Annotated in this window: 20 protein-coding genes; 5 read left to right on the top strand and 15 right to left on the bottom strand. The window is 38.7% G+C overall.

The annotated features are described in order from the left end of the window. Nucleotides 1-68: 68 nt before the first annotated feature. The 8 genes from ACORHV_RS04105 to ACORHV_RS04070 all read right to left on the bottom strand — a co-directional run bounded on the left by ACORHV_RS04105 (nucleotide 69) and on the right by ACORHV_RS04070 (nucleotide 6,795). The gene (locus ACORHV_RS04105; RefSeq protein ID WP_434398909.1) at nucleotides 69-1,544 is read right to left on the bottom strand and encodes a PTS galactitol transporter subunit IIC; all 1,476 of its coding nucleotides are present in this window, start codon (nucleotides 1,542-1,544) and stop codon (nucleotides 69-71) included. Nucleotides 1,545-1,598: 54 nt separating this feature from the next. Then, nucleotides 1,599-1,904, bottom strand: coding sequence for a PTS sugar transporter subunit IIB (locus ACORHV_RS04100; RefSeq protein WP_000590551.1), 306 nt, complete (start codon nucleotides 1,902-1,904; stop codon nucleotides 1,599-1,601). Between the two features lie 34 nt (nucleotides 1,905-1,938). Then, nucleotides 1,939-2,415 (bottom strand): PTS sugar transporter subunit IIA, encoded by a 477-nt coding sequence (locus tag ACORHV_RS04095; protein ID WP_000521979.1) that lies wholly within the window; start codon nucleotides 2,413-2,415, stop codon nucleotides 1,939-1,941. Between the two features lie 190 nt (nucleotides 2,416-2,605). Then, nucleotides 2,606-3,295, bottom strand: a complete 690-nt coding sequence (locus tag ACORHV_RS04090) for a sugar phosphate nucleotidyltransferase (protein WP_434398906.1) — start codon at nucleotides 3,293-3,295, stop codon at nucleotides 2,606-2,608. A gap of 11 nt (nucleotides 3,296-3,306) precedes the next feature. Further along, nucleotides 3,307-4,185 carry a DMT family transporter gene (locus tag ACORHV_RS04085; RefSeq protein WP_434398904.1) on the bottom strand — a complete coding sequence of 293 codons (879 nt, stop codon included), beginning with the start codon at nucleotides 4,183-4,185 and terminating at the stop codon, nucleotides 3,307-3,309. A gap of 1 nt (nucleotide 4,186) precedes the next feature. Beyond that, nucleotides 4,187-5,044 (bottom strand): phosphotransferase, encoded by an 858-nt coding sequence (locus ACORHV_RS04080; RefSeq protein WP_434398902.1) that lies wholly within the window; start codon nucleotides 5,042-5,044, stop codon nucleotides 4,187-4,189. A gap of 16 nt (nucleotides 5,045-5,060) precedes the next feature. Beyond that, entirely contained in the window at nucleotides 5,061-6,083 is a 1,023-nt protein-coding gene (locus ACORHV_RS04075) for a ribitol-5-phosphate dehydrogenase (protein ID WP_434398900.1), read from the bottom strand. A 4-nt stretch (nucleotides 6,084-6,087) separates the two neighbouring features. After that, nucleotides 6,088-6,795: an IspD/TarI family cytidylyltransferase gene (locus ACORHV_RS04070; protein WP_000638515.1), complete on the bottom strand. Its 708-nt coding sequence runs from the start codon at nucleotides 6,793-6,795 to the stop codon at nucleotides 6,088-6,090. 440 nt (nucleotides 6,796-7,235) lie between these two features. On the opposite strand from ACORHV_RS04070, the gene ACORHV_RS04065 reads away from it, so the two are divergent. Beyond that, nucleotides 7,236-7,535, top strand: coding sequence for a YbaB/EbfC family nucleoid-associated protein (locus ACORHV_RS04065; RefSeq protein WP_000981515.1), 300 nt, complete (start codon nucleotides 7,236-7,238; stop codon nucleotides 7,533-7,535). Between the two features lie 38 nt (nucleotides 7,536-7,573). On the opposite strand, the gene ACORHV_RS04060 is transcribed toward ACORHV_RS04065, so the two are convergent. The 7 genes from ACORHV_RS04060 to glmU form a co-directional block, all read right to left on the bottom strand. Further along, complete coding sequence (locus tag ACORHV_RS04060) at nucleotides 7,574-9,337, bottom strand: glycerophosphodiester phosphodiesterase (protein WP_268699715.1); 1,764 nt, start codon at nucleotides 9,335-9,337, stop codon at nucleotides 7,574-7,576. Nucleotides 9,338-9,345: 8 nt separating this feature from the next. Beyond that, nucleotides 9,346-9,936, bottom strand: coding sequence for a 3'-5' exonuclease (locus ACORHV_RS04055; RefSeq protein ID WP_049479419.1), 591 nt, complete (start codon nucleotides 9,934-9,936; stop codon nucleotides 9,346-9,348). A gap of 81 nt (nucleotides 9,937-10,017) precedes the next feature. Beyond that, entirely contained in the window at nucleotides 10,018-10,512 is a 495-nt protein-coding gene (rocS, locus tag ACORHV_RS04050) for a chromosome segregation protein RocS (protein ID WP_000021252.1), read from the bottom strand. Nucleotides 10,513-10,588: 76 nt separating this feature from the next. Continuing rightward, nucleotides 10,589-11,281: a 5'-methylthioadenosine/adenosylhomocysteine nucleosidase gene (locus tag ACORHV_RS04045; protein ID WP_049490000.1), complete on the bottom strand. Its 693-nt coding sequence runs from the start codon at nucleotides 11,279-11,281 to the stop codon at nucleotides 10,589-10,591. 15 nt (nucleotides 11,282-11,296) lie between these two features. Continuing rightward, a complete protein-coding gene (gene macP, locus ACORHV_RS04040) occupies nucleotides 11,297-11,608 on the bottom strand; it encodes a cell wall synthase accessory phosphoprotein MacP (RefSeq protein ID WP_000517872.1) in 312 nt (103 codons plus the stop codon). A gap of 11 nt (nucleotides 11,609-11,619) precedes the next feature. Continuing rightward, a complete protein-coding gene (locus tag ACORHV_RS04035) occupies nucleotides 11,620-12,165 on the bottom strand; it encodes an NUDIX hydrolase (RefSeq protein WP_049479417.1) in 546 nt (181 codons plus the stop codon). Between the two features lie 9 nt (nucleotides 12,166-12,174). Then, nucleotides 12,175-13,554, bottom strand: coding sequence for a bifunctional UDP-N-acetylglucosamine diphosphorylase/glucosamine-1-phosphate N-acetyltransferase GlmU (gene glmU / locus ACORHV_RS04030; protein ID WP_000073757.1), 1,380 nt, complete (start codon nucleotides 13,552-13,554; stop codon nucleotides 12,175-12,177). 155 nt (nucleotides 13,555-13,709) lie between these two features. On the opposite strand from glmU, the gene ACORHV_RS04025 reads away from it, so the two are divergent. The 4 genes from ACORHV_RS04025 to ACORHV_RS04010 all read left to right on the top strand — a co-directional run bounded on the left by ACORHV_RS04025 (nucleotide 13,710) and on the right by ACORHV_RS04010 (nucleotide 16,564). After that, on the top strand, nucleotides 13,710-14,510 hold the full coding sequence (locus ACORHV_RS04025; protein WP_001227570.1) for a glycoside hydrolase family 25 protein: 801 nt from the start codon (nucleotides 13,710-13,712) through the stop codon (nucleotides 14,508-14,510). Nucleotides 14,511-14,616: 106 nt separating this feature from the next. Next, nucleotides 14,617-15,459 carry a DUF368 domain-containing protein gene (locus tag ACORHV_RS04020; protein WP_008289179.1) on the top strand — a complete coding sequence of 281 codons (843 nt, stop codon included), beginning with the start codon at nucleotides 14,617-14,619 and terminating at the stop codon, nucleotides 15,457-15,459. Continuing rightward, nucleotides 15,459-15,941, top strand: a complete 483-nt coding sequence (locus tag ACORHV_RS04015; protein ID WP_001085910.1) for an aminoacyl-tRNA deacylase — start codon at nucleotides 15,459-15,461, stop codon at nucleotides 15,939-15,941. Before ACORHV_RS04020 ends, ACORHV_RS04015 begins: the two co-directional genes overlap by 1 nt. Then, on the top strand, nucleotides 15,941-16,564 hold the full coding sequence (locus ACORHV_RS04010) for a histidine phosphatase family protein (RefSeq protein WP_000780804.1): 624 nt from the start codon (nucleotides 15,941-15,943) through the stop codon (nucleotides 16,562-16,564). Before ACORHV_RS04015 ends, ACORHV_RS04010 begins: the two co-directional genes overlap by 1 nt. The last annotated feature ends 113 nt before the right edge of the window (nucleotides 16,565-16,677 follow it).

Below are 16,677 nucleotides of genomic sequence, written 5' to 3'. Positions count from 1 at the left end.
TAGGTTGCCACTCCCAATGTAGGAAATTAACAACCCAGTTTTCACAATTTACATTTTATAGGAGCGAATTATTTAGCATTTGCTGCGTATTCTTCGTTACGTTTGATCATTTGTTTTCTATACCAAGCAAAGATACCTACATAGAATACAAGGAAGGCTGCTGCACCAAGGATTGCTTTGATATCACCTGTTGTAGCATTACCGATTGCCCAACCAAATAGTTTTTCAATTGGTCCTTCAAGAGTTGAGTGAGTAATCAATTGAGATTGGTTCACACCTTCTGGGAAGGCACCTACACCTTTAGCAAGTTCAGTTGCGAATGGTGCGATAAGAGTACCAGAAAGAAGGAAGAGAGGCAACAAGAGTGTTCCGAAGATAATCATACGGAGCAATTTACCACGTGTAACAACCAAGAGAGCTGGAGTCACACCCATAGCGATGATACCTGCAAGTGGCAAGATACCATTACCGACGTTTGAAAGAAGCACTGCTTCTACTAGCATGATTGGAGCAAGTACGTTAGCACAAGCCCAGATTTCAGCACGACCAGCGATGAATGGCCAGTCAAGACCGATGTTGAATTTACGTCCTTGAAGACGTTTAGTAGCAACGTTTGTAATACCTTGTGAGAGTGGTTCTACGGCTGCGATGAACCATGATCCGATAAGTGAGAAGAGTTCCAAAGCTACACCGGCAGTCAAACCAAGGCTCAACCAACCTTTAATAACAAGTTCCCATTTATCAGCTCCTTCTACTCCAGCAACTGGGTGTGGAGTCCCCATCAAACCAATAACAATACCAAGGATGAAACCGATAAAGAATTTAGATCCCCAGAAACCGATTTTTTTGTTCAATTTTGCAGCGTCAAAGTCATATTTATCGAGACCAGGCAATACTTTATCAAAGATTTTATCCAAGACCATGATAACTGGGTTCATCATGTAGTTCATGTGAGTTGAAGTCATTGGTGATGAACTTGGTGCATTAAGAAGGTCGTCGAAAGTTGGTTTCATCAAATCAGAGTTGATGATTTTCAAAATACCTACAAGGACAACTGCTGCAGTTGCGATGAAGAGTGAAACCCCTTGGCTAACTCCATTGTTGTCTGCGTACCATTTGATCAAAAGACCAGTGATTGACAAGTGCCAGATATCGAAGATATCGACGTCAAGTGTATCTGTTTTCTTCATTGCAAGCATCACAATGTTGACAATCAACATTACAAGCAAGAAGTAAAGTGTCCATGCAGATCCCCAAGTGATGGTTGCAAGTGGTGCCCAACCAACGTCAGTGATGTTCAATTGAATACCAGTATTTTCAACGAATTTTGCAAGTGATGCTGAGAAAGCTCCGTTGAGCATACCGATGATAGCACCGATACCAGTAAGGGCGATGGCAAGTTTGATACCACCTTCAAGCGCTTTGGAGAATTTCACTCCAAATAGTAAAGCCAATACTGTCAAGATGATCAGCATGATGATAGGACCACCCATTTCCAAGACTGGCTTGAAAATCTTATTGGCTAGTTCGATAATGACATCCATAATAGTTCCTCCCGTTTTTTTAGTTATATGAATGTTAACAAGATAAAGAATAAATTAGCTTAGTCCGTGTTCTTTGATAGCTGCTTCAATATTGTCAAATACTGGAGCGCTCATCGCTGGAATACGGAACAAGATTGGTCCAGCTTCAATTACTGGAATACCAGGTTCAAAACCAAGGTCAGTTGCAGCGATTGGTGTAAAGATATCGTAGCCCTTGATAAGGTCTTCGTTTACATCTTTCACCATGACGGCATCACAGTGAACGTCATAACCACGGTTTGAAAGTTCTTCTTCTAGAGCACTTTTAATTTGGTGACTTGAGTTAACACCTGCACCGCAGGCAGCAAGAATTTTAATCATTTGGATTTCCTCCGATTTTTTTTAATAGACAAGATTAAGCGGTTGCTTCAGCAATGTAAGCATAAAGTTTTTCTGGTTCGGAAATTTTTGATAGATCTTCCAGATGTCCATTTCCTGTGAAAAAGTCCATCAACTGAGCCAGAATATTTGTTTGACTTGAACTTGAGTTGTTAATGATAAAGAAGAGTAGGGATACTTCTACTTCCTTATCAGGAGCTATCATATTGTGAAAAGTTACTGGTTTTTCTAATCGAACAACCACTACTTTCTCAGCTAGATTATGAACAATATCTGTATGAGGAATCGCTACATTTGGCAAGTCCTTTCCTAGAAATTCCATATCTAAACCAGTTGGAAATGACTTTTCACGCGTGATCAAGGCTTCACGATAAGTTGGAGTGACAATTTCTCGTTCTTCCAACAAGCTTGCTACCTGATCAAAGAGTTGTTCTTGATTATCCGCTTCTAAGCAAAACACCAGGTTTTTGTCAAAGAAATGATCTAATCCCATAACATTTTCCCTTCTTTCAATTATCTTTTATGCTATAAGTATAACACTATATGAAATCGTTGTCAATAATTTTTGTTTTATTTTGTTCATTTTTTTATAATTTTTGTTTCATTTAAAGAATACAATCAATATCAAACATTCTTGTTATAAAATACACAAAAAAAGAAGGCTCAAGCCTTCTTCTCATTCCTTACTCAATGGTAGATAAAATCTCTTCTAACTTATGGTAATCTTTTACACTATCAATTTCATAGATGCTATTTCCTTCTAATTCTTCGACATAGACATCCAATTCTTTGATATTATCCTTAACCATGTTGTCCCAGTAGAGATCAACAAATTCACCACTTTCGTAAGCTTTGTCAATAAAGCCAACAATCTTCTCAGCAGTTGGTGCATCCCAGAATGAAACTCCGCTCAGAATGCGACCAGCTTTGCTGTCAACAATGATATCTTGAACCTTGTAGTCATCACCGTAAACCAAGAACCACTCGTTCGTACAGTCTTCACGATAAACGCTAAAATAGGTAGAACGTTTAAGATCGTTTCGAAACATATTTTTGAAAAGATAGTTATCTGCATCGATGACGTAGCTGTTAGCCAAATCTTCTTTTACTAGATAAAGTGAGTAAAAGTTATTGTAATCAGCATACTTGTCGTTAAAGACTAAACGGACACCATATTTTTCTTTTAGGTAGTCAAATTGTTCTTTGAAGTAACCGACAACGATGATAATCTCATCAATTCCTCTCTCTTTCAAAAACTCAATTTGGTATTCTACCAAGGGTTTTTGATTAACCTTAACCAAAGCTTTTGGTGTATTTTCAGTCATAGGGCGTAGGCGAGTTCCTAAGCCCGCTGCTAAAATAATCGCTTTCACACGAATCTCCTTTATTCTTTAATAATAATATAAACACCAGCCATAACAATAAGTGAAGTGATGATTGTCAGCATATCTAGCGGTGCACCCAAGAAAATAACTGCAAATAAGACAGTCCAAACTACATAGCTCACATTCAAACCTGTCGCTTTCGCAGGTTGCAAACGATTAATGGCGATATAATAAGCTAAGTAGGAAATCATATCAAAGGCCGCAAAGACAATCAAGAGGCCGAATAATTGCCCATCTGCCACTTCTGCAAATGAATGGTGAGAAAAGAGCACAATCACAAGATAGGACAAGAATGAGGTTACTTGTCGAATTAACAAGGCTTCAATTTCACTTAAATCACTTTCCATAGCATAGGAGCTGAGAACACTTTCACTCCCCCAGGCAATGGCACAGATAAGGGCACAAAGAATCCCAATGTAAAACGAGTTAACTTGTTCAACCTTGTAGGTTTGAGCAATGATCGCTGCAATAATCAAGAAAACACCGAATACTGTATTCTTTGAAACCTTGTGTTTCAAAATGAAGAAGGCTAGCAAAACTGAAACTGCTGGGTAAATAGCCGATACAGATGAAGCTAGAGAACTACCAATATATTTAACCGCATAAAGATTGGCCTGCATACCAATAGGTCCTGCTAGTAAAGCACCGATAATTACACTCACATTTCGAATATTTAAGAAAATCGAAAGACGAACTTTTTTTTCTTTTACCAAAAGAAAAGCTAACAAGATAAAGATACTCAAGAAATCATGAGCAGCAGCCACCACAAAAGGTGAAAGATTTGTAAAAATTGAAAAGATATAAGCACTGATTGTTAGGCCTAATCCCCAGAAAATACCAGAGAGCAGACCAAAGGAAACACCATTTTTATTCTTCATCCTAACCTCCATAATAAGTCAAACCTTCGACAGCTCTTTGGTAACGGTTGATACCATAATCTCCAAAGTCAGCTCCTTGGGCTTCTTTGTACACTGTCCACAAACTCCAGATAGTATCTTGCAAGATTTTATAGATACGAATCTTCTCACGTGATACAGGCGTTTTGACGCTTTCGTAGTAGGAAAGGAAATCATCTTCCTCTTGCTTTGTAAATTCAGATTCTAAGAAAAGAGCTGCCAAATCCCACATCGGGTCATTCATAGAAGAGTATTCCCAGTCAATCAAATACAAACGACCTTGTGGTGACTCGATAAAGTTTTCTGGTACCAAATCGATGTGACAGGACTTTCTATCAACACCCAAATCAGCCAATCTCTTTTCTAGTGAAAATACATCTTTTCTTACAGCTTCATAGTTTTCATAAGGGATAGGTCCCTCAATCAAGGATTCATATTTGCTGATTTCCTCAAAAGGAGCAAATTCTCCTCTTAATTCTTTCCCTGAAGCATGGATGGTTTGTAAAATTGGTGCAATCTTTTCAAACTTGGATTTGATAGATGTTGAATCAAGAGTTACTGCTGATTCGATGTATTCATTTACTTTAATCCCTGACTCAATATCAAAGAGGTAATTTTTGACATCTAAATCTAAATCCTCTAAAAGTTCAAGATTGTACTTTTCATCTTGACGATTGATGAGCTTTTCGGTCCCTTTTCCGAAAAATTTAACGATATACTGCTTATTAGTTGTCTTGGCCAAATAGTTTTGGTTGGTCATGCCTCCCAGCTGTTCGACACTGAGTACTTCCTCTTCTTCAGATAGTAAAGAAGAAATTTTTTCTTTGATGAGTTTCTCCACAATTAGCCTCCATCTCTTAAACTTCCCACTTAAACACTGTTTTGAAAGCAGTATTTAGGTCTGTAGCAAAGACACGATGAATGTCCTTGATTTCTCTCACTGGCTCTTCAACATAAAGGATATTTTTCAGACGATTTGCAAACTTTTTAACTTCCATCATCTGTATTGCATTTTCAAAATCAATCCGTCCAGATCGAGACGAACCGACCAATAATAAACCTTTTTCTAAAGAGTCTCGCGTATTGATATTAACCTTGTACTCGCTCACTCCCATCATGAGAATCGTTCCCTGAGGTCGAATGTAACGAATCAAGTCATTGATTGCTGGACCTGTACCATCACCACCACAACACTCAAATCCATGATCAAAGGTCAAATCCTCTGGGATATTATCAGTAATGTAGCACTCTTTAGCAAAAGAGAAGAGCTCTAGTTTTTCCCAATGGCGACCAATCACGATAATCTCTGCTTCTGGCAAGGTATAATTGATAATATTGGCAACCACAAAAGCCAAACTACCATCTCCAATAACAGCGATTCGCTCTCGTTTGCTGTGGGCAAGATTTAAGAAACGATTCATGGCATGCATACCAACACTCACAAACTCAGTAATGGCTGCAACTGTGTCCTCAATGTCATTATAAGACACAACACGATCTTTTGGAAGAGAGACAAATTCTCTCATAAAGCCATCATAACCACTTGATAGGAAGTAGGTTCCGGTCATGTAGTTCTCGTAGAACTCCTTGTCACTCTGCATAGGCGGTTGATTGGGAATCATAACTACCTTTTGACCGACTTCATAAGTCCCAGTCGGATCTGAAATAACAGTTCCACAAGACTCATGAATCATGGCCATAGGAAGTTTATTAGCCAATATCTTTGGATCACGCTTCCCTTGATAGTAACGTTGATCCGCATGACAAACCGCCATATAATTTGGACGAATCAGGATATGATTCTCCTGATCAATATCCTCTTCTTGATATTTTACATTGATAAACTTTGGTTTGGTCAGTTGATAAATTTGATTAATCATAGCCTTAGTCTTTCTCAATCATGCTTTTCGCGATTTTCAAGTCTGTCACCGTTGTGATTTTAAGGTTTGAATATTCCCCTTTAGCTAGAGCAACATCCTTTCCTTTGATAACAAAAATTTTACATGCATCCGTCAGGATTTCCTTTTCTTGATCAGATAGGGAACCATACAAATCCATGAAATCCTTGCAACGGAATGTCTGAGGTGTTTGACCTTGATAGAGGTGAGCACGATTTGGAATATCCGTGATAAACTGACCATTTGTACTTTCAACAATGGTATCAACCGCTTCTACTACTGTGTCAACCGCATCATGATCTTGAGCAAGTTTGATATTGTCCTGAATCATGCGAAGTGTGATAAAAGGACGAACAGAGTCGTGGGTAACCACGATATCTTCTAGAGTGATTGGACGATAGGCATTAATGGCTTCTATAATCTTCTCGATACTGGTATTGCGATCAGCCCCACCTTTGGTAATGATGATGCGATCCTTGTGGAGAGAAAGATACTTGTCAACTAGGTCCTCAGCGTGTGACACCCAGTCTCCATGAACTCCAACTACAATTTTTTCAATACTTGGTTCTAAGACGAATTTTTCAATTGTGTGGATCAAAATAGGTCGATCACCCAACTCCAAGAATTGTTTTGGTAAATTACTGATTCCCATGCGTGTGCCAGTTCCTCCGGCTAGGATTCCTGCATAGATCATTTATATTCTCCTTTAGTTTATTCTAAAAAACTCATTACTATCTATTATATCACAATCTGCCTCCATCATGAAAAAAAGACAGAGCGTCATTTAGTCTAATCAACACACCATTAAAGGTAAAAAGTGAACAATGTGTTACTAAATCTGGAAAGACTATAACAAATTAAGAAATAAAATTAGGTTATCCTCTATATTTTCTGCTTAACGTTCGGTTAACATAGAGTTCTATAGAATATAATAGAATCCTTAAAGAAAACTTAAATGAAATTTATTTGTTTCGCAAAGAATACCAGGTGTGCATAGTAAATTTCTTAAAAGTTGTTTAAGGGACTCATTATAAAAGTTCATATATCTAATGAATTAAACAAATAATAGACTTTTGCACCTAAAATTGATAAAATAAAAAGGAAAATAATAGAAAAAGGAAACTGTAAACCGCCATGATGAACATGCAAAACATGATGCGCCAAGCACAAAAACTTCAAAAACAAATGGAACAGAGCCAAGCAGAACTCGCTGCCATGGAATTTGTTGGAAAATCAGCTCAGGACCTTGTCCAAGCAACCCTAACTGGAGACAAAAAAGTTGTCAGCATTGACTTCAACCCAGCAGTTGTAGATCCAGAAGATCTCGAAACCCTTTCTGACATGACTGCGCAAGCAATTAACGCTGCACTTGAACAAATTGATGAAACGACTAAGAAGAAACTAGGAGCTTTCGCTGGAAAATTGCCTTTCTAATCCACAAAAAAAGAGAAACAGATGTTTCTCTTTTTTTATTAGAAGTCAAAGAATTCCATTGCTTTCTTTAAGAGTAATTCCGTATATTCCGGATCGTCTTGAGCCATTGTGACTTGTGACTGGACCATTTCAAGATCATCAGTAATCATGCCATCTGCGCCGAGACGAACTGCTTTATCAAATGCCTCCGAACCATTTACGGTCCAAACATAGAGTCTCTGATCAGTTGTCCAGAGTTTATTGACAAAGTATTCATCCAAAGTTGAGTACTCCATAGTGTAACCCGTTGCCTTGGTTCTTGGGAAGATACTGTTATAGGGAAGAATAAAGTAAACTGGAATTTCAGAATCATAAGTCAACACTTTATCAATCACATGGTAGTCTAGCGATTGCATCTGGTGTCCATATTTCTTGATAGTCGCCCCATACTTTTCGAGGAAATGGTCCATCATTTGCGGACTATCTTTTTTACTGGTTTTAATCTCAATCAGCAATTTTTGGTTTAAAGCATTTGCACGTTCTAAATAGGCATCAAAGCTTGAAATCTTTGTTTGATAACCATTCTCGTAAATATCTGTATTTGTTAATTCATCCAGAGTCAAATCTTGCGGCGTAGCATTAATACCTGTTAAATTTTTTAGGTTAGCATCGTGCATCATCACGAACTGACCGTCTTTCGTTTCCTGCACATCCATTTCGATGAGATCTGGTTTTAGCTGAGCTGTTTTTTCTAAAGACTGCACAGTATTTTGAACACCGTTTTTGTTACTTACTCCTCTGTGCGAAATCACCAAAGGTGTATTGGTATCCGGAGATTCCAGATAAACGTAGCCTTCTATGGCAAAAATGATACTTGCACACCCCATGACACCCCATCTCATCAGATGATCTTTCTTTCGCCTTGGCATAATCTCTAGCTCTTCTCCTGTCAGGAAGGAAACAAACTTCACTAGGAAATAAGTCAGGGTCATGTAATGGAAATTTTTAATCAAGACAAAATTAATCACTCCGAGAATCAAGGATTCTTTTTGAGTTAGATTATCCATCACTGCTTGCGCAAAAAGCAAGGGAATTAACAGACCAAAGAAGAAAAGATAGGTTTTAATGATAATGAGTAAAAGATGCCAAGAGAAGAAAAGAACGTTTTTTTTCGTCTTTTGGAGACTATATTTCACACTTTCTCTTACGGTCTTTCTTTCAAAGAGAATCTTAGGCAGGGCAAACATAAATCGGACTGAAATATAGAGTAAGATCCAAGCGGATGCTATGATCATCAGACCTACCAGCCAATGCTTACCTTCCCAATAATTCACAATAAAATCAGGGATAATAATTTTGTTGAGGTAATAGATTTTTAAAATCTTACGGATGAACGGGAAAAGCATAGCAATGTAAAAAAAGACAAAGGCCATCTTACAAAAGCTCAATCGCTTAACAAATAAAAAGCTCTGATGAAATACTTTTCTACTGTACTCAATTAAGGTTCTCTTTTCATGATAGAGAAGGTGACGAGCCCCGATAAACAAAAGACAAATCTGGAAATAGGCAACCAGGAGATTGATTGCAATTAAGATGAGAAAGGCTAAACTGATAAAAGGCGAGCCTTGTATAATCGCCCAAAAGTTATTGTAGGAGATAAACAAATAGCCGGTTTGTCTCAGAAGGATGCCAGCAATCCATGAATTTAATGGTAGCCAGACAAACTCAACCATCATAAATATCAAGAAAAATAGAAATAAAATCTTATCTAGGTTATAGTATATCTTCCTAAAACCTAGCTTTTTAGGTTTTTCAGGTTTCATAAGCACTCCTAGTCTAAAAATTGGGATAAATCTAAGCCACCGAAAGGATTCATCGAAAAACTACTCTGGTCTTCTATTAATAGCTTTCCTTCATCTGATTCCAAAAAAGCTTCGTAAACACGCGCCGTCATGCGGGCATCCTCTAAACTGTTATGAGACTTCCCGTGAAAGCCTAAAAAATTCGCTACAGTTTGCAATTTAAGATTGGCTATGCCGTGTAGATCAGAACTACGGCGTTCAAAAGCCTCCTCATATAGATCAACCTTATACTGGTCACGATAATCAATACCATGATCCAAGAGAATAGGCAAATCACTCTTAGCTGCATTGTAACCAACGATAGGTATGTCGCCAACGAATGCTTGAAAGTCCTTTAAAACTTGTTCTACTTTTGGCGCATCTTTCAAGGTTTCAGCTGTGATTCCAGTCAAACCATTGATAAAACTCTTCAATGGTGCTGTAGTATAAACATAAGAATCAAAAGCAGCACTTTCTTGTCCATCTTGAAAGCGGACTGCTGATACTTGAATTAAATGGGTAACTCCCTCGTGTTGATTGAATTCCAAATCAAAGGCGATATAATCTCTTAATTTTTCCATTATTTACCTCAATTACTACCCAAACTAAACTATAAATAATAAAAGAAGCCATTAGGTTAGTGAGTAACCCAAACAGCTTCTTTATTTTCCTCCAAAAAGGCGAGCAAAAAAGCCTTTTTTGGTTGCTTGGACTTCTTCTTTTGCTTGGTCCAACTCGAGTTTCAAGGTTTCTTGATCCTTCATGGCTTGAAGAGTTAACTGTTGCTGTTGGTCCAACTGTTTGTCCTTTTCAGCAATCTGTCGGTCTTTGATTCGCATCTGTTCATCTTTTTCTGATAACTGGCGGTCTTTGGCCTTGAGCTGCTCGTACAAGCGAAGAATTTCAGCGTTTTTCTCATCGACCAAGATTTCCATCAGTTCACGTTGTTTGACATCATCACTGACTGGTTCATCTTCAAAAATCGTTTTTTTGTAGATTTCTTCTAGCTTGATCAAGCCACTTCGAGTAACTACAGTTACACCTTTGTCATTTTTTTTCGTGTCCTCTTCAGGAAGTTCTTTGACACGATTATTGATTGCTTGACGAGATAGTCCTAAGACCTCTGCAATCTCACTGACGGTCATTTCAATACTCATAATATCCTCTGAAACGTTTTCTAGCTTTTCTTTATTTAAATCTTATCATAAGCTAGATAAACTGTCAAATTTCCGCTTAATCTAAGGCCTTTAAAAAGGCTAGTAATACTTGGGCAGAACGACGTCCAGCTTCGATAATAAATTCATCAAAAGAGATAGAGGCTTCGTGATTGGCATTGTCACTCATGGCACGAATGACTAGGAAAGGTAGGCCAAGAGCCTGAGCTGCTTGTGCAATAGCAGCCCCTTCCATTTCAACTGCTAACACATCTGGAAAGTGGGATTTGATACTAGCAATCTTATCATCTCCAGCTATAAAACTGTCCCCTGTAGCAATCAATCCTAGGTGCCAGTTCTGTTCTAATTTAGATAAATTCTCTTTAATCCTAGCGATAAAGTTCTTATCGGATTCAAAGTAAAGAGGTTGACCAGCCATTTGGCCATAAGCATAGCCAAAAGCAGTCACATCCACATCATGATAAGCCAACTTATCCGCAATCACTACATCTCCAACAGCAATCCCTTCAGCAAGACCACCTGCTGATCCTGTATTGATGATAGCTTCTACCTGAAAATGGTCAGCTAGAATAGCTACACTCATAGTCGACATGACCTTTCCAATCCCACTCTGAACTAGAACGACTTCAGTATTGCCAACAGAGCCTGTGTAGTAGGTATTTCCCAAGACCTGAACTTCTTGAGGTTTGTACAAATTCTGAGTCAAATATACGAGTTCTTCTGGCATGGCAGCAATGATTCCAATTTTCATTTCAAGTCCTTTCAATTACAAGAGTTTCATCGCTAAAATCAACAAAATCAAAAGTAGGATGACTGCAAACAAGATACGATTGAGTTTCGAATTAAAAACATTTCTCTTAGTGTTCTCAATGCGGCGACTCTTATGAATTGTTGGTTCTACTTCGATTGTAAGTGTATCTTGACTAAAACCGTGGTCTCTAGAGCGTGAATAACCAAAATGTTGTGAAGATGTTGGTAGGATCTTTGTTTCCTCATCATCTTGAAGAGGTGGTCCTGAGATTTTCTCACCTCGGTTGGCACGTTCAATCATTTCGTCTGTTAATAAAGGTTTTCCCATGGGTTTCTCCTCTATTTCTTTTGTAGTTCCCAGTACTGGATCGCCATAATGGTCTTGGCATCACAGATATGACCTGACTGGATCAGGTTCTTGGCTTCCTCTAGACTTACTTCTAGGACTTCCAAGGTTTCATCATCATCTTGTGGACGAGGATTTTCCACCTTGACCAAATCACTAGCAAGATAGAGTTTTAGTTTTTCATTACAAAATCCAATCGCAGAATAGAAATCGTACAACAGTTCTAACTTAGCCGTGTAGGCAACTTCTTCTTCCAATTCACGAAGTGCCGCTGCCATTGGATCAGCATTTTCACCAATTTCTAGTTTACCAGCAGGAATCTCATAAGAAACCGCCTCGATAGCCTTTCGGTATTGCTTAACGAGAACGATTTTGTCCTCGGCTGTCACAGCTAGTACACAAACAGCTCCATTGTGAAAAATCAAATCACGTTGGGCAGTACCCTTTCCTTCTGGTAGCTCAACCTGATCCTGTACTAGTTTGAAAATAGGACCTTGATAGATTTCTTTCCGACTAATCGTTTTTTCTTCAAATTCCATGGCAAACTCCTACTGGTTCTTGGGATGATGAGGTAAGCGAGTCGCATATTCATCTTTGTTGACCTGACGTCCACGGCCGATAGCAATGGCATCAGCAGGAACATTCTTGGTAATGGTTGAACCCGCTCCAACCAGAGAATTATCCCCAAGTTCTACAGGAGCAATAATAGTTGAGTTTGAGCCAACAAAGACATTATTGCCAATGACAGTTTTATATTTATTTTTGCCATCGTAGTTGACTGTAATAGTTCCTGCACCAAAATTAACGTTGCTACCCACTTCACAGTTTCCAATATAAGTCAAATGACCCGCCTTGGTATTTTCACCAATTGAAGATCCTTTTACTTCAACAAAATTTCCAATGTGAACTTGAGCAGCCAGGCTTGAACCTGGACGAATATGGGCATAAGGGCCAACAGTCACGCCGTCTGCAACTGTACTTTCCTCAATCATAGAGTTGGTAATCACAGCTCCAGCTCCGATAGTGCTATCCACTACATAAGTACCGTTTGTCAAAACAGTCTCAGCACCAATCTTCGTTTGACCTTTCAAGGTAACATTAGCTTCGATTTGGACTTCGGGAGCAATCTCAACATCAATGTCGATGTAAGTTGCTTCAGGATTGACAAAGCTAACACCATTAACCATATGCTTTTGGTTGATACGGCGACGCATCACTGCTTCTGCAGTCGCAAGAGCTACACGGTCATTTACCCCGAGACTTTCATCAAAATCCTTGAGAGTATAGGCCCCAACCTTCTCACCCGCATTACGGAAAATACCAATCACGTCAGTAATATAGTACTCACCTTGGGCATTGTTGGTGTTGATGTTTTTAAGGGCTTCAAAAAGACGTTCATTGTCAAATACATAAGTTCCTGTATTGATTTCCTTGATTTGTTTTTCAAAGTCTGTGGCATCTTTCTGCTCCACAATGCGAAGAACTTCAGCATTATCATTGCGGACGATACGACCATATCCAAAAGGATCAGCTGCTTCAGCTGTCAAGATCGTCGCCACATTTTTGTGATTGATATGGAAATCCAAAAGGTTTTTCAAGCTTTCACCTGTAATCAGAGGAGTATCTCCAGCGATAACCAATGTGTGGCCTGTACGATTTTGGAGAATAGGCTCTGCCATCATGACAGCATGCCCAGTTCCTAGTTGTTCTGATTGGGTAACAAAGTCTGTCTGACCGGCTAATACTTGCTCAACTAGCTCTGCCTTGTGACCAACTACAGTAACTGTTTTTTCAGGTTGAATAGCACCAACACTACGAAAAACATGTTCCAACATCGAAATTCCAGCTACTTTATGAAGTACCTTTGGAAGATCTGATTTCATGCGAGTACCTTTACCCGCTGCTAAAATAATGGCATAATTTGACATAATCTTCTCTTTTCTCTAGAAATTCCCTTATATTATACCATAATTTAGTTTCTTAGGAGTAAACAAACAGAAAAATAGGGAGAAGACGCCCATATATTCACTTTTTCCGATGTTTTCTTTGATTTTTTTGTCTATTTACGTTAAACTATTTAAATATGAGAAAAAAGATTCATCCAGCTATTATTTTTACTTTATTTACTATATTTATAGCTATTTTGATCCTCAATAGACCAACTTATGAAGACCATCCTATCAAGTCAAAACCCAATGCAGTCCAGGTTGAAAATCAGGCCTTGCATAATCTTGACAAACCTATTATTGACGTCTCTGGCTGGCAAATACCTGAGGAAATCAACTACGATACCTTATCTCAAAATATTTCTGGTGTTATTGTTCGTGTCCACAATGGGGGTCAGCATACTGAAACAAATAATGCCGCCTATGCCAATGGTGTCGATAAAGCCTATATAAATCATATTTCAGAATTTCAAAAACGGAATGTTCCAGTTGCTGTTTATGCCTATCTAGCAGGTACTAGTAAGAAAGAAATGGAAAAAGCTGCTGAGGTTTTCTACAATGCTGCTTCTCCATACAACCCTAGTTACTATTGGCTCGATGTTGAAGAAAAAACAATGTCCGATATGAATGAAGGTGTTGAAGCTTTTAGGGCTAAACTAGAAGCCCTTGGCGCCAAAAATATCGGAATTTACATCGGTGTTTATTTTATGCAAGAGCATAGTATCAATACAGATAAGTTCTCTGCTGTCTGGATTCCATCTTATGGAACGAATTCAGGCTACTTTGAAACCACGCCTAATACAGATTTAGACTATGACCTCCATCAGTATACTTCAAAAGGAAGAATTGCTGGATTTGAGCATCATTTAGATATTAATCTCATTTCTACCTTGAAGGAAAAAGAAGAAACCTTCAGAAAACTATTTTTAAGACCATAAAACAAGTGAAAATTGCTCTCTTTTTCACTTGTTTTTTCATTTTCTTCTCGTCTGTGTTATAATTGATAGGATAGAGAAAGAATTTTATGAAATTGAGGATTTTATGATGTTTTCATGGATTGCAAGAGTTATTAAAGGAATCGTCATCGCCTTAGGATTTATCCTACCTGGAATTTCTGGTGGTGTTCTGGCAGCTATTTTGGGAATTTACGAGCGAATGATTTCTTTTCTGGCTCATCCCTTTAAAGATTTTAAAGCGAATGTCCTATACTTTATTCCAGTAGCAATTGGGATGTTGCTAGGCATTGGTTTGTTTTCTTATCCAATCGAGTATCTGCTAGCAAATTACCAAGTCTATGTTTTATGGAGTTTTGCTGGAGCTATCATCGGTACAGTGCCTAGCCTCCTTAAAGAATCTACTCGGGAATCTGATCGGGATAAGATTGACCTAGTCTGGTTCTGGACCACCTTTATCCTTTCAGGTGTCGGGCTCTACGCGCTAAATTTTGTTGTTGGTTCTCTCAGTGCTGGTTTCGCTAGTTTCATCTTAGCGGGTGCTCTTTTAGCTCTAGGTGTCTTGGTGCCTGGTTTAAGTCCGTCAAACCTACTCTTGATTTTAGGGCTGTACGCTCCAATGCTAACTGGCTTTAAGACCTTTGATTTATTCGGAACCTTCCTTCCTATTGGGATTGGTGCAGGAGCAACACTCATCATTTTTTCAAAATTAATGGACCACGCCTTGAACAACTACCACTCCCGTGTTTATCACTTTATTATTGGGATTGTGCTGTCAAGCACCCTCTTGATTTTGATTCCAAATGCTGGAAGTGCTGAAAGTATCCAATACACTGGACTTTCTATTGTGAGCTATGTTCTCGTCGCCTTCTTCTTTGCGCTTGGCATTTGGCTTGGTATCTGGATGAGTCAATTGGAGGATAAATATAAATAATGGCAAAGAAAGTTAAGATTAAAAAAACCTTGGTCGAACAAATCTTGACCAAGGCGGGTATTGACCATACTGGTATACAAATCAACGCGCTTGAGGGAGAACTTCCTTCAGAATATGATCGAACTCATATCTTTAAAACCTTGGCTCTATTAGGGGACAAAACGGGGCCAATCATCGGAATCGTTCCCATAACAGAACACCTCGCTGAGAAAAAACTAGCAAAGGTTTCTGGTAATAAAAAAGTCAGCATGATTCCTCAAAAAGACCTAGAAAAAACGACAGGCTATATTCATGGGGCTAATAACCCCGTCGGCATTCGCCAAAAACACAATTATCCTATTTTTATTGATCAGACTGCTTTGGATTTGGACCAAATGATTGTCTCTGCTGGAGAAGTTGGGCATAGTATTATCATCCGACCTCAAGACTTAGCCAGTTTTGTAAAAGCGGACTTTGCTGATATCTTGGAGGAAAGTAAGTAATGAAACTCTATTTTGTCCGTCATGGTCGCACCCTCTGGAATCTTGAAGGACGTTTTCAAGGTGCTAGTGGTGACTCTCCCCTTCTTCCAGAGTCCATTGACACACTAAAACAACTGGGGCAGTATCTTAAGGAAATTCCTTTTGATACGATTTATTCTAGTGATTTACCCAGAGCCGTTAAATCTGCTGAAATTATCCAAAGTCAACTCCTAGCCCCTTGTCCTTTAAAGAGCATTCCTAACCTACGTGAATGGCAACTTGGCAAACTAGAGGGATTAAAAATTGCTACGCTCAATGCCATCTACCCACAACAAATCAAGGCCTTTCGCTCTAATCTGGCTCAGTTTGATACGAGGATGTTTGAAGCCGAATCTCTCTACTCTACGACTCAGCGAACCATTCAGTTTATCAAATCTCTGAAAGAAAGTCCGGCTGAAAGAATTCTGATTGTCGGGCATGGGGCCAATCTCACTGCTAGCCTTCGTACACTTTTAGGCTATAAAGAGGCTCACCTTCGCAAAGATGGAGGCTTGGCAAATGCTAGTCTGACAGTTTTAGAGACCGATGATTTTGAAATCTTCACTCTGGAAAGATGGAATGACACTTCCTATCAAAGAAAATAATGGAACTTGATCTTAATAGTCAAGTTCTTTTTAGTTTTCAAAGAATATCCGTGAATTTCTCTGCTATTTATGATAAAATGGGAGTATCGCAAAAAATGACTCATCGTATCAAA

It is taken from the genome of Streptococcus sp. KHUD_016, assembly GCF_051106465.1.
Taxonomy (GTDB): Bacteria; Bacillota; Bacilli; order Lactobacillales; family Streptococcaceae; genus Streptococcus.
Note: the sequence above shows the minus strand (reverse complement) of the source record. Positions and strands in the feature narration are given on the sequence as shown.